Here is a 16,433-nt window from a genome sequence, read left to right as displayed (position 1 = left end):
CGTTTTAAGGGGCAACACAACAATCAGAGGGCGCATCAGCCTGATTCCCCAAAGGGGCATCTGATCAATAAGCACAAAACTCAAGGTTGCTAAAGCTGCTGCAAATGCCCATAAAGCTTGGCGTATAAACCACCGTCGGCAATCAGTTGCTGATGGTCACCATCTTCGGCAATGTGGCCGCCATCGAACACCAGCACACGGTCCGCCTGTTTTACCGCAGACAGCCGGTGGGCAATGATGAGTGTCGTGCGGCCGCTCAAAAACCGCGCCAACGCTTGATGGAGGTTGTATTCGGTGGCGGCGTCCAGCGCCGAAGTGGCCTCATCGAGGACCACGACCTTGGGTTGGGCCAGCACCATGCGCGCAATCGCCAGGCGCTGGCGTTGGCCGCCGGACAAGCGCACACCGGAACGGCCAACGACGCTGTCCAGACCTTGCGGCAACGCCTTGACCGTAGCGTCGAGCTGGGCGATTTCCAGCGCCTGCCAGCAGGCTTCGTCGCTGCGTTCGCGGCCCATGGCCAGGTTGGCCCGGATGGTGTCGTTGAACAGTGCCGGGTGCTGCAACACCACCGCGACATTCTCGCGCACGGTTTCCAGGCCAATATCCTGTTGAGTCGCGCCACCAAAACGGATGCTGCCCGACTGCGGCGTATAGAGCCCCAAGAGCAGTTGCACCAGCGTGCTTTTACCACCGCCGCTGGCACCGACGATCGCGACTTTTTCGCCCGGGGCGATCGACAGATTCATCTGATCCAGCACCAGTTCACCGCCGTAGCCGAAACTCAAGCCTTGCACCTCGATGCCCACCGTCTCGCGCCCCTTGAACGGGTCGACGCCACCCGGGTACTGCGGCTCATCGGCACGCGACAACAACTCGTTGATTCGCGTCAGCGCACCACCGGCTGCGTAATAGGCATATTGCAGATTCAGCAATTGTTCGACCGGCCCGATCATGAACCATAGGTAGCTGAACACCGCGAGCATCTGGCCGATGGACAGGTCGGAGAACAGCACGGTGAGCATGGCGGCGGCGCGGAAGATATCGATGCCGAACTGGAACAGCAAACCGCTGGCACGGCTCGACGCGTCGCTTTTCCACTGGGAGTTCACGGCATAGTTGCGCACTTCTTGCGCCCGCATCCCCAGCCGCCCAAGGAAAAACCCCTGACGGTTGCCAGCGCGGATTTCCTGAATCGCGTCCAGGGTTTCGGTCAGCGCCTGGGTGAACCGGGAGGTGCTGTCGTTCTCAAGCTTTTTCAGGTGTTTGACCCGCTTGCCCAATTGCACCGTGGCGTAGATCACCAGTGGATTGAACAGCAGAATCAGCAGCGCCAGTTTCCAGTGCATCCACACCAGAATGCCCGCCGTGCCAACCAGCGTCAGCATCGCCACCAGAAAACGACTGAGGGTTTCACCGACGAATTTATCGAGCGTGTCCAGGTCAGTGACCAGGTGCGTGGTCACCGTGCCGCTGCCCAGGCTTTCGTATTCGCCAAGGGAAATGCGCTTGAGCCGTTCGATCAGCCGCACGCGAATGCGATAGACGATGTCCTTGGCCAGACCTGCAAACAGGCGCGCCTGCAAGACGTTGAACATCAACGCACCGCAACGCAGGGTCAAGGTCACCAGCAACATCAAACCGATGTAGCCGGCAGCGCTTTGCCAGCCGGCCGGCAGCGCGTGGTTCATGACGTTCAGTGCCGCGTCGCCATGCCCCAGCAGCACTTCGTCCACCAGCAGCGGCAACAGCAAGGGAATCGGCACACTGCACAGGGTCGCCAGAACGGCAACACCGTTGGCGATCCACAGGGATTTTTTATGGTGAAGCGCCAGACGACGGATTTCCGCCCAACTCAGCCGATCGACCCGCTTGGGTTGTTGCGCATCATCGGGCTGGTCATACACAGGCGGCGCGCTCCAGCCAGCGACCGAGCAACGGTGACAGCTCGCTGAGCGGTTGATAGCCATTGGTCAACAGCGCCAGTTGACCATTGCGCTCGGCCAGCAAGGTCGGGAACCCGGCGATGCCCAGGTCCTGAACCCAGGTGAAGTCTGCCGCCGTGGCCGCGTGTTGATCGGCCCGGTCGAAGGCTGCCGCGAACTCGATACGTGGCAAGCCCGCTTGTTCGGCCAGTTCCACCAACACGCTGGCGCGGGTGACGTCACGACCTTCAGCATAAAAAGCCTGCTGGATCAGCTTGAGCAACGTCCAGGCGCAATCCGGTGCCAGACTGCGCGCCGTCACCAGCGCGCGGCAGGCCGGTTCGGTGTCGTAGACAAAACCGTCGGGCAGCGCGCCTTCGAACTTGAACGGCTGACCGGTGGCTTCGGTGACCGCCTGCCAGTGTTCGAGAATGTAGCGCCGAGTGGTGGGTTCCAGTGCCGCACCACTGCCGGTGCGCAAACCGCCGACCACCAAATGCACGTCAACACCCGCAGCCTGCGCCTGCTTGACCAGCGCCTCGGCCACCGGAGCGAAGCCCCAGCACCAGGAGCACATCGGATCCATTACATAGAGCAGGCGTGCGGACATGATTCAGGCCTCGGAGTTTGATTGCTTGTAGTTGTAACCAATCGGGTGCGGCTGATTCCGGGCCTTGGCCAGTTCGATCTGTTTCTGCCGGTCGATCGCACTGCGACGGGTCTTCTCACTCAGCTTATCCCAGCAATGCGGGCAGCTGATGCCGGCGATATAGTGCTCGGATGCACGGTCTTCCACGCTCACAGGCGTACGACAGGCATGACATTGATCGTAGTCGCCTTCGCTCAAGTCGTGGCGAACGGTGACGCGGTTATCGAACACAAAGCAGTCGCCCTGCCATTTGGTTTCTTCCTGAGGCACCTCTTCGAGGTACTTCAGAATGCCGCCCTTGAGGTGATACACCTCATCGAAACCCTGGTTGAGCATGTAGCTCGAGGCCTTCTCACAGCGAATGCCGCCGGTGCAGAACATCGCGACTTTCTTGTGCACGGCCGGGTCGAAGTTGGCTTTGATATAGTCGGGGAATTCGCGAAAACTGGTGGTTTTCGGGTCGATGGCACCTTCGAACGTGCCGATCGACACTTCGTAGTCGTTGCGAGTATCGATCAGCAGGACTTCCGGATCGCTGATCAAGGCGTTCCAGTTCTGCGGATCAACGTAGGTGCCGACCTTCTTGTTCGGGTCCACGCCTTCAACGCCGAGGGTGACGATTTCTTTCTTGAGTTTGACCTTGGTGCGGTAGAACGGCTGCTCATCGCAGTACGACTCTTTGTGGTCGATGTCGTCCATGCGTGGGTCGTTCTTGAGCCAGGCCATCAGCCCGTCGATGCCTTCGCGGCTGCCGGACACGGTGCCGTTGATGCCTTCTTCGGCGATCAGCAGCGTGCCTTTGATGCCGTTGTCGACCATCGCTTGCAGCAGAGGCTCGCGCAGGGCGACGTAATCTTCCAGGGTGACGAACTTATACAGTGCCGCCACGACAATCTGTTGTGTCATGGGTGATTCTCCAGGTGGCTACCCGCGTAAGGGGTGAACCGGATGCGAAAAAAAACGCGCCGGCTAAGCGGCGCGTTGCGGATTCTATCAAAAAACCGAAGCTTAATGCTTGCTGCCGCCAGCGCAGGTCGGCGAGGCAGGTGCCGCGCCGGTCTTCGCCCATTCCTCAGGCGTATAGGTATGCAGCGCCAACGCATGGAACTCGCCCATCAGGTCGCCCAATGTGGCGTAGACCTTCTGGTGGCGCTTGACGCTGTTGAGCCCGGCAAATTGCTCGCTGACCACCACGGCTTTGAAGTGGGTTTGCAACCCACGGCTGTGCATATGGCTTTCGTCCAGCACATCCAGATGCGCGGGCTGCAACGCGTTCAGTGCCGATTCAATACGTTGTTGCATGGTCATTGCGGGGCTCCGCTCAAGGCTTTTTCTTGGCTGGAGCGGCGGCGTCTTTCGGCGTCAGCTCGGCAGTCATGTCAGACAGCAGTTTGTTGACCACAGGCACCGCGCTTTCCAGTTTGGCTTGAGTCATCTGGGCCGATTGCTGAGTCAGCTGAGGCATTTTTTCCAGGACTTTCTTGCCCAGTGGCGACTGGTAGAACGCGACCAGGTCCTTGAGCTCGGATTCGCTGAAGGTGGTGGTGTAGAGCTTGACCATATCCGGCTTCAGCTTGTCCCAGCCAATGGCCGCATTCAGAGCCGCGTTGGCTTTGGCCTGGTAGGTTTCCAGCAGGGCTTTTTTCGATTCCGGCGCTTTGGTTTGTTCAAAACGCTGGGCGAACATTTGCTGCACTTGCGCGAATACCGGTGTGCCCAGTTTGTCAGCGTGCGCCAGGGTCAGGAAAGCTTCGGCACTGGCGTTGTGGCTGGCGGTATCGGCGAAAACCTGGCCGCTGGCACAGACCAGAGCAACCGCGGTACAGATGGCACGAAGACGAGTCATCGAGTTTCCTTTTCTAGCAGGCGAGGTAAAACCCCAAGGGGAGCCATTCTGCACCTAAAAAACTCATGCGCTCAACCCCTCCCCCTTGCCAGGCCTGATTTGCAGGACCGAACGGTAGAAAAAACGACTGATGGAACCCCAGGCGCCAATCACGACCTAAACTTCGCTATCAGACCTACAGGAATGTGACCCATGAGCCGTATCGAAACCGACAGCCTTGGCCAGGTGGAAGTCCCGGATGAAGCCTACTGGGGCGCTCAGACACAGCGCTCGCTGATTAACTTTGCCATCGGCAACGAGCGCATGCCGCTGGCCGTGTTGCATGCCCTGGCACTGATCAAGAAAGCCGCGGCACGGGTCAATAGTCGCAACGGTGATCTGCCGGCCGACGTTGCCCGACTGATCGAACAGGCCGCCGACGAAGTGCTCGATGGCCAGCACGACGACCAGTTCCCGCTGGTGGTCTGGCAGACCGGCAGCGGCACCCAAAGCAACATGAACGTCAACGAAGTGATCGCCGGTCGCGCCAACGAACTGGCCGGCAACCCCCGTGGCGGCAAGGCGCCGGTGCATCCCAACGATCACGTCAATCGCTCGCAGAGCTCCAACGACAGCTTCCCCACCGCCATGCACATCGCCACGGTGCAGGCCGTGCAACAGCATCTGTTACCGGCGATCGCTGAACTCTCCAGCGGTTTGGCGGAGCTGGCAGCCCGACACATGAACCTGGTGAAGACCGGTCGCACGCACTTGATGGATGCCACGCCGATCACTTTCGGCCAAGAGCTTTCGGCGTTCATCGCACAGCTCGATTACGCCGACCACGCCATCCGCAGCGCCTTGCCGGCCGTCTGCGAGCTGGCTCAGGGCGGTACCGCGGTGGGGACCGGCCTCAACTCGCCCCATGGTTTTGGCGAAGCGATTGCCTCCGAACTGGCCGCCCTCTCCGGTCTGCCGTTTATCACTGCGCCGAACAAGTTTGCCGCGCTGGCCGGGCATGAGCCGCTGACCACTCTGTCCGGCGCGCTGAAAACCCTCGCCGTGACCCTGATGAAAATTGCCAACGACCTGCGTTTGCTCGGCTCCGGACCTCGCGCCGGTTTCGCCGAGGTCAAACTGCCCGCCAACGAGCCCGGCAGCTCGATCATGCCCGGCAAGGTCAACCCGACTCAGTGCGAAGCGCTGTCGATGCTCGCCTGTCAGGTGCTGGGCAACGACGTGGCGATCGGCTTCGCGGCCAGCCAGGGTCACCTGCAACTGAACGTGTTCAAACCGGTGATCATTCACAACCTGCTGCAATCGATCCGCTTGCTGGGCGATGGTTGCAGCAACTTCCAGCAGCATTGCATCGCGGGCCTGGAGCCGGACGCCGAGCAGATGGCGGCGCATCTGGAACGCGGTTTGATGCTGGTGACGGCGCTGAACCCGCACATCGGCTACGACAAATCCGCCGAGATCGCCAAGAAAGCCTATGGCGAAGGGCTGACCCTGCGTGAGGCGGCGTTGCGACTGGGTTATCTGACGGATGAGCAGTTCGATGCCTGGGTAAGGCCGGAGAACATGCTGGAGGCCGGGAAGAAGGGGTGAATCTGAACGTTATTTAGCGCCTGGCAGTCCGTCATCGCGAGCAAGCTCGCTCCCACAGTGGTTTTGCATACACCACAAATCCAATGTGGGAGCGAGCTTGCTCGCGAAGAACGATAACGCGGTTATCGAGTGACCGCTGCCCGCATCCGCCGGGCCCTGAGCCCGGCGATCAGCGACGGCCCCAGCGCGACCAGCGCCGACCCCAGCACCACCAGCACCGCACCGCCATACGCCAGACTGTTGATCTGTTCGGCATGCACATAATCGGGCCATAACCAGGCAGCGAGTGCCACGGCAGCGAAGGTCACCAACGGTGTGATAGCGAGCGTTGCACTGACCCGCGACGCCTCCCAATGGGCCAGCGCCTCGGCAAAAGCACCGTAGGCAATCAGTGTGTTCAGGCAGCACGCGAGCAGCAACCAGCCTTGCAGCGGGCTCAGTTGCAAGGCTTCCAGCGGATGCACCCACGGCGTCAGCAACAAGGCGCAAAACAGGTAGATCACCATCATCACCTGCAACGAGTTCCACACCGTCAGCAGTTGCTTCTGGCCCAGCGCATAAAAAGTCCAGACCGTCGACGCCGCCAGTATCAGCAGAACGCCTGCGGTGTAATCACTCAACGACGTCAGCAACTCGCTCAAGCGCTGATTGAAAAACAGCCCAAAGCCCAGCAACAGCACCAGCAGGCCAATCCCCTGCCCCAGGCTGAAACGCTCCTTGAACACAAACAGGCTGGCGATCAGCAACAGGATCGGCCCCATCTGCACCACCAACTGCGCGGTGCCCGGGCTCAGAAGGTTCAGGCCCATCAGGTACAACACGTAATTGCCTACCAGCCCCAGTACCGCCATCAGCACCAGCCAGCCACCTTTAGGCCCGAGCGCCTTTCGGCTCGGCAGACGTCTGGTCGCCGTCAGGTAAAGGAACAGCAAACCGCCGGACACCGTCAGTCGAAACCAGGTCACCGTGACCGGGTCCATCACCAGCAGCACTTGCTTGAGTTTGATCGGCAGGATTCCCCACAAAAACGCGGTCAGCAAGGCGAGGAACAAACCATAAACCCAGCGACCGGACGAAATGTGCATGGAAACCCCAAAGACCAACAACGAGAAAACCCATTCTAGGCTGCCGTCGAGGTATCACACAGGGACAGTTGGCAACAAGCCGCAAATAAGACTGTATCGGTCGCACCGCCACCGCCTTTCGGGCTTAACGCACGGCTTCAAACAATCCCGTAGCCCCCATCCCCCCGCCCACGCACATGGTCACGATGCCATAACGCAAGTTGCGCCGTTGCAGCTCGCGCACCAGATGGCCGACCTGACGCGAGCCGGTCATGCCGAACGGGTGGCCAATCGAAATCGCACCACCGTTGACGTTGTATTTTTCGTTGTCGATCTCCAGGCGATTGCGGCTGTACAGGCACTGCGAAGCAAAGGCTTCGTTGAGCTCCCACAGGTCGATATCCGCCACCTGCAAGCCCTTGGCCTTGAGCAATTTTGGCACCGAGAACACTGGGCCGATGCCCATTTCGTCCGGTGCGCAACCGGCAACGGTGAAACCCCGAAAGAAGGCTTTTGGCTTGAGGCCCAGCTGTAGCGCTTTTTCCAGGCTCATCACCAGGGTCATCGAGGCACCGTCAGACAGCTGCGAGGAGTTGCCGGCAGTGACCGAACCGTCTTCGGCAAACACCGGTTTCAATCCCGCCAGACTTCCATAGGTGGTGTCCGGACGGTTGCAGTCATCGCGATCGACAATGCCTGCAAGAATCTGCACCTGGCCGGTGCTTTTGTCCTCGACCTGGTACTTCACCGCCATCGGCACGATTTCATCGCTGAACAATCCCATGGCCTGCGCCTGAGCGGTACGCAGCTGGCTTTGCAGGGCGTAGCGGTCCTGCTCTTCGCGGCTGACGTTGTAGCGACGGGCGACGATTTCCGCGGTCTGGCCCATCGGGAAGTAGATGCCGGGCACCTGTTCCTTGAGCAGCGGGTTGATCAGGTTGTCGGTATTGACGCTTTTCATGGTCAGGCTGATCGACTCGACACCGCCGGCAACGATGATGTCGCTGCAGCCCGAAGCAATCTGGTTGGCCGCGATGGCAATCGCCTGCAAGCCCGAGGAGCAGAAGCGGTTGAGGGTCATGCCACCGGTGCCGATGCCCAGATGCGAAAGCACCGCCACGTTGCGACCGATGTTGAAACCCTGGGCGCCTTCGTTGGAGCCGGCGCCGACGATGCAATCCTCGACGCTGGCCGGGTCGATGTCGTTGCGCGCAAGCAATGCGTTGACGCAATGGGCCGCCATGTCGTCCGGACGCGTCTGGTTGAACTTGCCGCGAAAGGATTTGGCCAGGCCGGTTCGCACGCTATCGACGATCACTACTTCACGCATGGCATACCTCAATTGTTGTTGTCGTTCAGAAAGTGGATCGAGCATAAATCCAGCTCCCGGCCGACCGCGACAATCATTCACCCCGCGTATGCAAAACCATCGGACTACTGCTTGTCCTTCTTCGATTGCTTGTCGGACTGCTCGAAAGCCTCTTCCAGCGCGCGGTTGAGAGTGCGCAGCACTTTGACCCGGGCCCAGCGCTTGTCGTTGGCTTCCACCAGCGTCCAGGGCGAAACCTCGGTGCTGGTACGGTCGACCATATCGCCAACGGCAGTCCGGTAGTCATCCCACTTCTCGCGGTTGCGCCAGTCGTCTTCGGTGATCTTGAAACGCTTGAAGGGGATTGTTTCGCGCTCCTGGAAACGCTCTAGCTGAGTCTGTTTGTCGATGGCCAACCAGAACTTCACCACGATCACGCCGGACGCATTGATCTGCTCTTCGAAATCGTTGATTTCGCCATAGGCGCGCATCCAGTCGGCCGGAGTGCAAAAGCCCTCGATGCGCTCCACCAGCACCCGGCCATACCAGGAACGGTCGAAGATGGTGAATTTCCCCCGCGCCGGGATCTGTCGCCAGAACCGCCACAAGTACGGCTGGGCACGCTCATCTTCCGTGGGCGCGGCAACCGGCACAATGCTGTATTGGCGCGGGTCGAGTGCGGCAGCCACACGACGAATCGCCCCGCCCTTACCCGCCGCGTCATTGCCCTCGAACACCGCGATCAGCGCGTGTCGACGCATGCGTTTGTCACGCATCAGGCCGGATAACCGTGCCTGCTCGGTAATCAGTTGCTCCTCGTAATCGTTCTTTTCCAGCCGCTGGCTCATGTCCAGGCTGCCGAGCAGGCTCATTTGATCGACACTGGTCGACAGTGGCGCGGCGTTGACTGTGTCCGGGTTGACCTTGGGCCGCTTGAGGGCGTTTTGCAGGCCTTCGAGCAGGATTTTGCCCACGCTCAGACTGCGATAATTGGCGTCCACCCCTTCGATCACATGCCAGGGTGCATAGTCACGGCTGGTGCGGCGAATCACCCGTTCGCCGTACATCACGAACTTGTCGTAGGTGTGCGATTGCTGCCAGTCCAGTGGGCTGATGCGCCAACTGTGCAGCGGGTCGTCCTGCAAGGCCTTGAGGCGCGCCTTCATTTGTTTCTTGGACAGGTGAAACCAGAACTTGAAGATCAGCGCCCCTTCATCGCAGAGCATTTTCTCCAGGCGCTCGGTCTGGTTGATCGCCTGGTCCAGCTCCGCGTCCTTGAACAGACCATGGACTCGTCCTTGCAGCATCTGGCTGTACCAGTTGCCGAAAAACACCCCCATACGCCCTTTGGCCGGGAGCATCCGCCAATAGCGCCAGGCCGGTGGTCGCGCCAGTTCTTCATCGGTTTGCTGATCGAAGGTGCGTACTTCAATCAGTCGCGGGTCCATCCACTCATTGAGCAACTTGACCGTCTCGCCCTTGCCCGCGCCTTCAATGCCGTTGATCAGCACGATCACCGGAAAGCGGCCCTGCTGCCGAAGATCGAACTGGGCTTCGAGCAACGCCTCACGCAGCGCCGGCACTTGCGCTTCGTAGGTTTCTTTATCGATCGCATGACCGATTTCGGCAGATTCGAACATGAGCGGCTCCCTTCCAAGATTGAGCAAGACTAGCGGATTGACCGAGTGTTTGTCCGGGCAATCCCATCCGGTTTGCCATGGATCAATCGCCTGTGTCGCAATCGGCTAGAATGGCCACCTTGCCTCGCCTGAGCCGACCATGAATCCTGAAATACTGCCGAACCCCGTACCGCATGCCCAGCTCGACTGGGACGACCAGGGTCGCCCGCGTTCGCGGGTGTTTGACGATGTGTATTTCTCCAACCAGTCGGGCCTTGAAGAAACCCGCTATGTGTTCATCGAGCAAAACCGCCTGAGCGAACGATTTGCCGAGCTGTCGGCGGGCGAGAAGCTGGTGATCGGCGAGACCGGTTTCGGCACCGGGCTGAATTTTCTCTGCGCCTGGCAATTGTTCGAGCAACAGGCAGTCGCCGGCGCACGCCTGCATTTCATCAGCGTCGAGAAATACCCGCTGAGCCCGGCGGATCTGCAACGGGCCCTGGCGCTATGGCCCGACCTCAAGCCCTTTGCCGATCAGTTGTTGGCGCAGTACGTTGCCATCCACCAGGGCTTTCAGCGGCTGGTGCTGGACAACGGCCGCGTGACCCTGACGCTGTTGATCGGCGACGCGCTGGAACAGCTGCCACAGCTGGATGCACAGATCGACGCGTGGTTTCTCGACGGTTTTGCCCCGGCGAAAAACCCCGACATGTGGACCGCCGAACTGTTTGCCGAACTGGCCCGTTTGGCGGCGCCCGGTTCGACCATCAGCACCTTCACCAGCACCGGTTGGGTACGTCGCCTGCTCAATGCGGCGGGCTTCAAAATGCGCCGCACGCCGGGCATCGGCCACAAATGGGAAATTCTGCGCGGTGCATTCGTCGGCTGGCCTGAAGAGACACCGGCCCCGGTAGCCGCCAAACCATGGTTTGCTCGCCCCAATCAGGTGATCCGCGAACGCCGGGCGCTGGTGATCGGCGCCGGGCTCGCCGGTTGTGCCAGTGCCGCCAGCCTCGCCGCACGCGGTTGGCAGGTCAGCCTGCTGGAACGGCATGCCGATCTGGCGCAAGAAGCCTCGGGCAACCCGCAAGGCGTGCTGTACCTGAAACTCTCGGCTCACGGCACCGCACTCTCGCAATTGATCGTCAGCGGTTTCGGGCATACCCGGCGCTTGCTCGAACTCTTGCAGCGTGGTGTCGATTGGGATGATTGCGGGGTGCTGCAACTGGCGTTCAATGCCAAGGAAGCCGAACGTCAGGCGCAGTTGGCGGCGGCCTTTCCTGCGGATCTGTTGCACCTGCTGGACCAGCCGCACGCGCAGGCCCGGGCCGGAATCGGACTGGCCCACGGCGGGCTGTTCTATCCAGAGGGTGGCTGGGTTCATCCACCGGCCCTGTGTCAGTGGCAAGCAACGCAGCCCAATGTCCAATTGCTGACGCACCGCGATGTTCTGCAACTGCGCAAGGTCGATGATCAGTGGCAAGCCTGGGACGGCAACACCCTGCTGGCCAATGCACCCGTGGTGATACTGGCCGGCGCGGCGGAAATCAAACGCTTCGCGCAAAGCGCCGAGCTGCCGCTCAAACGCATTCGCGGGCAAATCACCCGATTGGCGCAAACCGCTGAAAGCCAGCGCCTGGCGACCGTGGTCTGCGCCGAAGGTTACGTCGCCCCCGCGCGTTTGGGTGAACACACCCTGGGCGCCAGCTTCGACTTCAAGAGCGACGACCTGACCCCGACCACCGCCGAACACCTCGGCAACCTGGAACTGCTCAAGGAAATCTCCAGCGATCTGGTCACCCGCCTGCACGTCGAACAGCTGGACCCGGAACAGCTTCAAGGTCGCGCCGCGTTCCGTTGCACCAGCCCTGATTACCTGCCGATCGTCGGCCCATTGGCCGATAGCCAGGCGTTCGCCCAGGCCTACGCCGCACTGAGCAAGGACGCCCGGCAGGTGCCAGATGTCGCGTGCCCATGGCTCGACGGTTTGTACGTCAACAGCGGTCACGGTTCACGCGGATTGATCACTGCGCCGCTGTCCGGCGAGTTGCTGGCGGCGTGGCTGGACAACGAACCGTTGCCGCTGCCCAGAAGCGTCGCCGAGGCTTGCCACCCGAACCGGTTTGCCTTGCGCAAGCTGATTCGCGGCTCGTGATGATGGGATCAAGGCGAGCGGGCTGGTCCTGCGGCGTGAAGCGCCGTAGGATCGCCGGATTGATGACCCGAGGTGCCTATGCTGATTCCCCACGACCAACTTGAAGTCGACACCCTGACCCGCCTGATCGAAGACTTCGTCACCCGTGACGGCACTGACAATGGCGACGAAACCCCGCTGGAAACCCGCGTGCTGCGAGTGCGCCATGCGTTGAGCAAAGGCCAGGCGCTGATTGTGTTCGATCCGGAAAGCCAGCAATGCCAACTGATGCTCAAGCACGACGTGCCCAAGCACCTGTTTGACTAAGCAGCTATTTAACCGAGCACTTCAGCTGCGTTTGCCGTGTACCCGTTTGGCCTGAATGCGCTCATAGACTTCGGCGCGATGCACATTGATGTTTTGCGGGGCTTCGATACCGAACCGAACATTGTTTCCGTTCACGGCGAGGATGCGCACAGAGATGTTATCGCCAATGGAGATCAATTCGCCCACAACGCGGCTGAGTACGAGCATGGCTCTAGTCCTTGAGGTTACCGGGCCTTGAAGATGACCGGCTGACGCCAGGTCTTCAATGCAACGGCAGTAAAACAGTCCTGCCCTACGCAGCAAAACGATTCCCCTTACAGACCTTCCCTGCATCACAACGCCGATGGCTCAAGAGGCAGAGAATCGCGGGCCAAACAGAATAATGCTCGCGCCTAACACGCACAGCGCAACGCCCAGCCAGTCCGAGCTCAGCGGGCGAATCCGCTCGACCACGCCGAGCCAGCCAATGGACGCAATGATGTAAATGCCGCCGTAGGCTGCATAAGCGCGGCCCGCGTAGGTCGATTCGACTTTGGTCAACAGAATGGCGAACAGCGTCAGGCTCAGCAGCGCCGGCACGACCCACCAGGCGCTTTTGCCCTGCCGCAACCACATCCAGAAAGCGAAACAGCCGGCGATTTCGAACAGCGCGGCGAGGAAGAACCACAGGTAATTGAGCATGCACGCCTCTCGTCAGGGCAGCCGGAAGCGGCAACCCTAACGACGCAACCCGTGACCCGCAAGTTCAACTGGCGCTTTGCCTGGCTTTGGCGCGCATCTTGTCGGCCATCACGGTCATCTCGTTGTAGAGCAGTTGCGGGTTCTTCTGTTTGAGCGCCCAGGCCATCCGGCCCTGTTCGTGGGGCAAGATCATGAACTCGCCTGCGGCAACATGCTGGTAAATGTAGTCGGCGATATCGCTGGCGGTAATCGGCGAGCTTTCCAGCAACTTGCCGACCTGGGCTTTCATGGCCGGGGTCGGACCACGGAAGGAATCCAGCAGGTTGGTCTGGAAGAACGACGGGCAGACCACATGCACGCCGATTTCCTGCTGCGCCAGTTCAATCAGCAAACTCTCGGACAATGCCACCACACCGGCCTTGGCCACGTTGTAATTACTCATGGCCGGGCCTTGCATCAACGCGGCCATCGAGGCGATGTTGATGATCTTGCCTTTGCTCTTTTCCAGCAGTGGCAAGAAGGCCTTGCAGCCTTTGACCACGCCCATCAGGTTGATCGCGATCTGCCAGTCCCAGTCTTCCAGCGACAGCTCGCTGAAGAAACCACCCGAGGCCACGCCGGCGTTGTTGACGATCACATCGATGCCGCCCAGCTTCTCTTCACAGGCTTGTGCGAAAGCGGTCAACTGGCTGTAGTCGCGCACGTCGCAACGCTGAATGAAACCGCCACCACCGGCCTCGCGGACCTGTTTGAGGGTTTCCTGCAGGCCCGGTTCGCTGACATCGGACAAGGCCAACTGCCAACCTTCACGAGCCCAGCGCAGAGCGATTTCGCGACCCAGGCCGGACCCGGCGCCAGTGATCATCATGCGATTTTGCATAGGGAGTTGCCTTGTTGTTCCGGGGAAGATGCTCGCAGTGTAGCGAAGGATTTTCCTACACCCATGACCATCAAATTGCTGAATATCCTGGGCAAACCGTAGCGGTTGCATGGCACAGAACCGCGTCGAGCCGACCGGGTTTTCGACAGGGTTTAACCAACAACAGATTCTGCAGACAAAAAAAAAGGCCCTCGCGGGCCTTTCTTGTTTGCAGCATTACTTGTTCTGCATACTTTCGGTTACACCCGCGGTGTTATCCAGCAGGCTCTTGGTCGCGGTTTGCAGGAACGCTTCCAGCTTGTGCTGCAACTCAGCCGTACGCGCTGCATCCGGGACGAATTCGGAACGCGGATTGGCACCCAACTCATACCGGAAGATCTTCGCCGACATATCCTTTTCCTTCGGCAGTACCAGGATCTGGTCGCCGGTGACAATGGCGGTGGTCTGTTCGCTGCCCGACGGCTTGATCACACCAAAACCTTTGTCGCCTTCCGGCAGGTTGAGCAGGTCACGACCCCAGCACTGATGGCGAACTTCACCACCGAGGCGGCCCATGATGGTCGGCACGATGTCAATCTGAGTGCCTACGGTGTGGTCACGCTGACCGAACTTTTCCTGGATGCCCGGTGCAATCATCAGCATCGGTACGTTGAAGCGGCCCAGGTCCATTTCGGTGATTTGACGCTCGTTGCCAAAACCATGGTCGCCCACGATGACAAACAGGGTTTCCTTGAAGTACGGCTCTTTACGGGCCTTTTCAAAGAACTGACCCAGCGCCCAGTCGGCGTAACGCATGGCGGTCAAATGCTCGTTCAGGTTGCCACGGTCGGTGACTGGCTCGACCGGCAATGGCGTCGGCAACGCATACGGCGTGTGGTTGGACAGGGTTTGCAGCAGTGCGTAGAACGGCTCCTTGCCTTCGCGGGCCTTGAGCTCTTGCAGACCACGATCGAACATGTCCTGGTCGGATACACCCCAGGTCGGGTCGGAGAACACCGGGTTGACGAAGTCGTTACGCCCGATGAAGTTGGTCATGCCCTGGTTGCTGAAGAAGCCCGACTGGTTGTCCCAGGCGAAGTCGCCGTTGTAGACATATACGTCGTCGTACTTGCGGTTGCTGAGCAACTGCGGCAGGCCGGACAGCTTGTGGCTGCCTTCCGGGGTCTGCATCAGGTATTCGAAACCCGGCAGGTTCGGGAAGCAGGCCATGGTGGCGAACATACCCTGGTGGGTGTGAGTGCCGTTGGAGAAGAAGCGGTCGAACAGCAGGCCTTCTTTCGCCAGTTTGTCGAGGTTCGGCGTGATGTTGCCTGGCGCGCCCAGAGCACCTACCGAGTGACCGGCCATGCTTTCCATCAGGATCACAACGACGTTCTTGATCGGCAGGGTCTTGTCGGCCGGCGGTGTGTAGTCGCGGCGCACGGCGGCGATATCGGCGTCAATCAGCTTGTCGTCCGGCATCACCAGCATTTCGCGGACAATTTTCTGGGCTTCAGGCTGCTCCATGGTCGCCTTCCAGATGTTGTCGCGCTCTTCGGACATGCGGCTCTTCGCAGCCTCAATCAACTGCAGCGTGCCGTTCAGGCCCAACTGGTTGGCGAAGTTCGAGTCGGTGGTGTAAACGTCACCCCAACGCAGTGGTGGACCTTGACGCAGTGTCCCACGGGCTGCGACGACGCAGACCAACAGGCAAACCACGAATACCGCGATGCGCGCGTACCACGGGGCCACCTGACGGGTGCTGATGGCGCCACCGCTGAACGGGCCACGTGGGCGGGTTGCACGGTCAGCGCCCTTGAACGCCAGGCTCAGTAGCCAGGTGCCAACGGCCCAGGCCAACAGATAACGGACGACCGGGAAGCCGTACCAGAGCATGCTCATGACGGTTTTCGGGTCTTCCTTCACATACTGGAAGACCAGGCCGTTGAGACGCTGGTGGAACTCGCGGTAGAAGTCCATCTCCATCAAGCCAAGGAACAGCGCGATGCTCGAGGCAATGGTCAGCCAGAATCGGAACAGTCCACGGGCAGCCATCGTCCGGACACTGAACAGGGCCAGCAACAGCGGAATGCTGAGGTAGACCACCAGACGCAGGTCGAAACGCAGGCCGTTGGCGAAGGCTTCGAGGAAGGTCGAGGCGGGTGTGTTGAGGATCATCTCCCGGTTGTACACCAGCAGCGCAACGCGCAGCAGGGAGAGCATCACCATCATGACCAGGGCGCAGAGCAGCGTATAAGCCAGATGCGATTTGACGGTCGGTTGCAGCAAGCGATTAAACGCTCGCTGCGGACTCAGGGCGTCCGGAATTGCCATGTCGTTTTAGGACCCATTGGAAGTTGAAATTTCAAAGATATTGCGGCGCCCTGCCCGCTCATTGCTGTTACTTGCAGGGAATGGCCGGGGGCTTGCGCG

Annotated in this window: 15 protein-coding genes; 3 read left to right on the top strand and 12 right to left on the bottom strand. The window is 60.2% G+C overall.

Annotation, left to right across the window (positions count from 1 at the left end; all coding sequences use genetic code 11):
- Positions 1 to 89: 89 nt before the first annotated feature.
- The 5 genes from AC1RPZ_RS16295 to AC1RPZ_RS16275 all read right to left on the bottom strand — a co-directional run bounded on the left by AC1RPZ_RS16295 (position 90) and on the right by AC1RPZ_RS16275 (position 4,420).
- Entirely contained in the window at positions 90 to 1,907 is a 1,818-nt protein-coding gene (locus tag AC1RPZ_RS16295; protein WP_493138018.1) for an ABC transporter ATP-binding protein, read from the bottom strand.
- Positions 1,900 to 2,502 carry a DsbA family protein gene (locus AC1RPZ_RS16290; RefSeq protein ID WP_493138135.1) on the bottom strand — a complete coding sequence of 201 codons (603 nt, stop codon included), beginning with the start codon at positions 2,500 to 2,502 and terminating at the stop codon, positions 1,900 to 1,902. The genes AC1RPZ_RS16295 and AC1RPZ_RS16290 overlap by 8 nt, the downstream gene beginning before the upstream one ends.
- A gap of 36 nt (positions 2,503 to 2,538) precedes the next feature.
- The gene (gene trhO / locus AC1RPZ_RS16285) at positions 2,539 to 3,480 is read right to left on the bottom strand and encodes an oxygen-dependent tRNA uridine(34) hydroxylase TrhO (protein WP_493138017.1); all 942 of its coding nucleotides are present in this window, start codon (positions 3,478 to 3,480) and stop codon (positions 2,539 to 2,541) included.
- A gap of 102 nt (positions 3,481 to 3,582) precedes the next feature.
- Positions 3,583 to 3,882, bottom strand: a complete 300-nt coding sequence (locus tag AC1RPZ_RS16280) for a BolA family protein (RefSeq protein WP_123426940.1) — start codon at positions 3,880 to 3,882, stop codon at positions 3,583 to 3,585.
- A 13-nt stretch (positions 3,883 to 3,895) separates the two neighbouring features.
- A complete protein-coding gene (locus AC1RPZ_RS16275; protein ID WP_493138016.1) occupies positions 3,896 to 4,420 on the bottom strand; it encodes a DUF2059 domain-containing protein in 525 nt (174 codons plus the stop codon).
- A 192-nt stretch (positions 4,421 to 4,612) separates the two neighbouring features.
- On the opposite strand from AC1RPZ_RS16275, the gene AC1RPZ_RS16270 reads away from it, so the two are divergent.
- Positions 4,613 to 6,007 (top strand): class II fumarate hydratase, encoded by a 1,395-nt coding sequence (locus AC1RPZ_RS16270; RefSeq protein ID WP_493138015.1) that lies wholly within the window; start codon positions 4,613 to 4,615, stop codon positions 6,005 to 6,007.
- 122 nt (positions 6,008 to 6,129) lie between these two features.
- On the opposite strand, the gene AC1RPZ_RS16265 is transcribed toward AC1RPZ_RS16270, so the two are convergent.
- The 3 genes from AC1RPZ_RS16265 to pap form a co-directional block, all read right to left on the bottom strand.
- Entirely contained in the window at positions 6,130 to 7,092 is a 963-nt protein-coding gene (locus AC1RPZ_RS16265) for a DMT family transporter (RefSeq protein WP_493138014.1), read from the bottom strand.
- Positions 7,093 to 7,216: 124 nt separating this feature from the next.
- On the bottom strand, positions 7,217 to 8,401 hold the full coding sequence (locus tag AC1RPZ_RS16260) for a thiolase family protein (protein ID WP_493138013.1): 1,185 nt from the start codon (positions 8,399 to 8,401) through the stop codon (positions 7,217 to 7,219).
- A gap of 104 nt (positions 8,402 to 8,505) precedes the next feature.
- Positions 8,506 to 10,020, bottom strand: a complete 1,515-nt coding sequence (gene pap, locus AC1RPZ_RS16255; RefSeq protein ID WP_493138012.1) for a polyphosphate:AMP phosphotransferase — start codon at positions 10,018 to 10,020, stop codon at positions 8,506 to 8,508.
- 139 nt (positions 10,021 to 10,159) lie between these two features.
- Here pap and mnmC point away from each other — a divergent pair, with 139 nt between their 5' ends.
- On the top strand, positions 10,160 to 12,154 hold the full coding sequence (mnmC, locus tag AC1RPZ_RS16250; RefSeq protein ID WP_493138011.1) for a bifunctional tRNA (5-methylaminomethyl-2-thiouridine)(34)-methyltransferase MnmC2/FAD-dependent 5-carboxymethylaminomethyl-2-thiouridine(34) oxidoreductase MnmC1: 1,995 nt from the start codon (positions 10,160 to 10,162) through the stop codon (positions 12,152 to 12,154).
- 78 nt (positions 12,155 to 12,232) lie between these two features.
- Positions 12,233 to 12,460, top strand: a complete 228-nt coding sequence (locus AC1RPZ_RS16245) for a YheU family protein (RefSeq protein ID WP_019693006.1) — start codon at positions 12,233 to 12,235, stop codon at positions 12,458 to 12,460.
- A 21-nt stretch (positions 12,461 to 12,481) separates the two neighbouring features.
- On the opposite strand, the gene csrA is transcribed toward AC1RPZ_RS16245, so the two are convergent.
- The 4 genes from csrA to AC1RPZ_RS16225 all read right to left on the bottom strand — a co-directional run bounded on the left by csrA (position 12,482) and on the right by AC1RPZ_RS16225 (position 16,334).
- The gene (gene csrA, locus AC1RPZ_RS16240) at positions 12,482 to 12,667 is read right to left on the bottom strand and encodes a carbon storage regulator CsrA (RefSeq protein ID WP_493138010.1); all 186 of its coding nucleotides are present in this window, start codon (positions 12,665 to 12,667) and stop codon (positions 12,482 to 12,484) included.
- Positions 12,668 to 12,808: 141 nt separating this feature from the next.
- Positions 12,809 to 13,141, bottom strand: coding sequence for a YnfA family protein (locus AC1RPZ_RS16235; RefSeq protein WP_493063309.1), 333 nt, complete (start codon positions 13,139 to 13,141; stop codon positions 12,809 to 12,811).
- A 64-nt stretch (positions 13,142 to 13,205) separates the two neighbouring features.
- Positions 13,206 to 14,021, bottom strand: a complete 816-nt coding sequence (locus tag AC1RPZ_RS16230; RefSeq protein WP_493138009.1) for an SDR family oxidoreductase — start codon at positions 14,019 to 14,021, stop codon at positions 13,206 to 13,208.
- Between the two features lie 216 nt (positions 14,022 to 14,237).
- Positions 14,238 to 16,334: an LTA synthase family protein gene (locus AC1RPZ_RS16225; protein WP_493138008.1), complete on the bottom strand. Its 2,097-nt coding sequence runs from the start codon at positions 16,332 to 16,334 to the stop codon at positions 14,238 to 14,240.
- Positions 16,335 to 16,433 lie beyond the last annotated feature (99 nt).

It is taken from the genome of Pseudomonas sp. GW822-FHT02D10 (assembly GCF_058802345.1).
The sequence above is the reverse complement of the archived record's forward strand: the minus strand, read 5'-3'. Positions and strand labels throughout refer to the sequence as shown.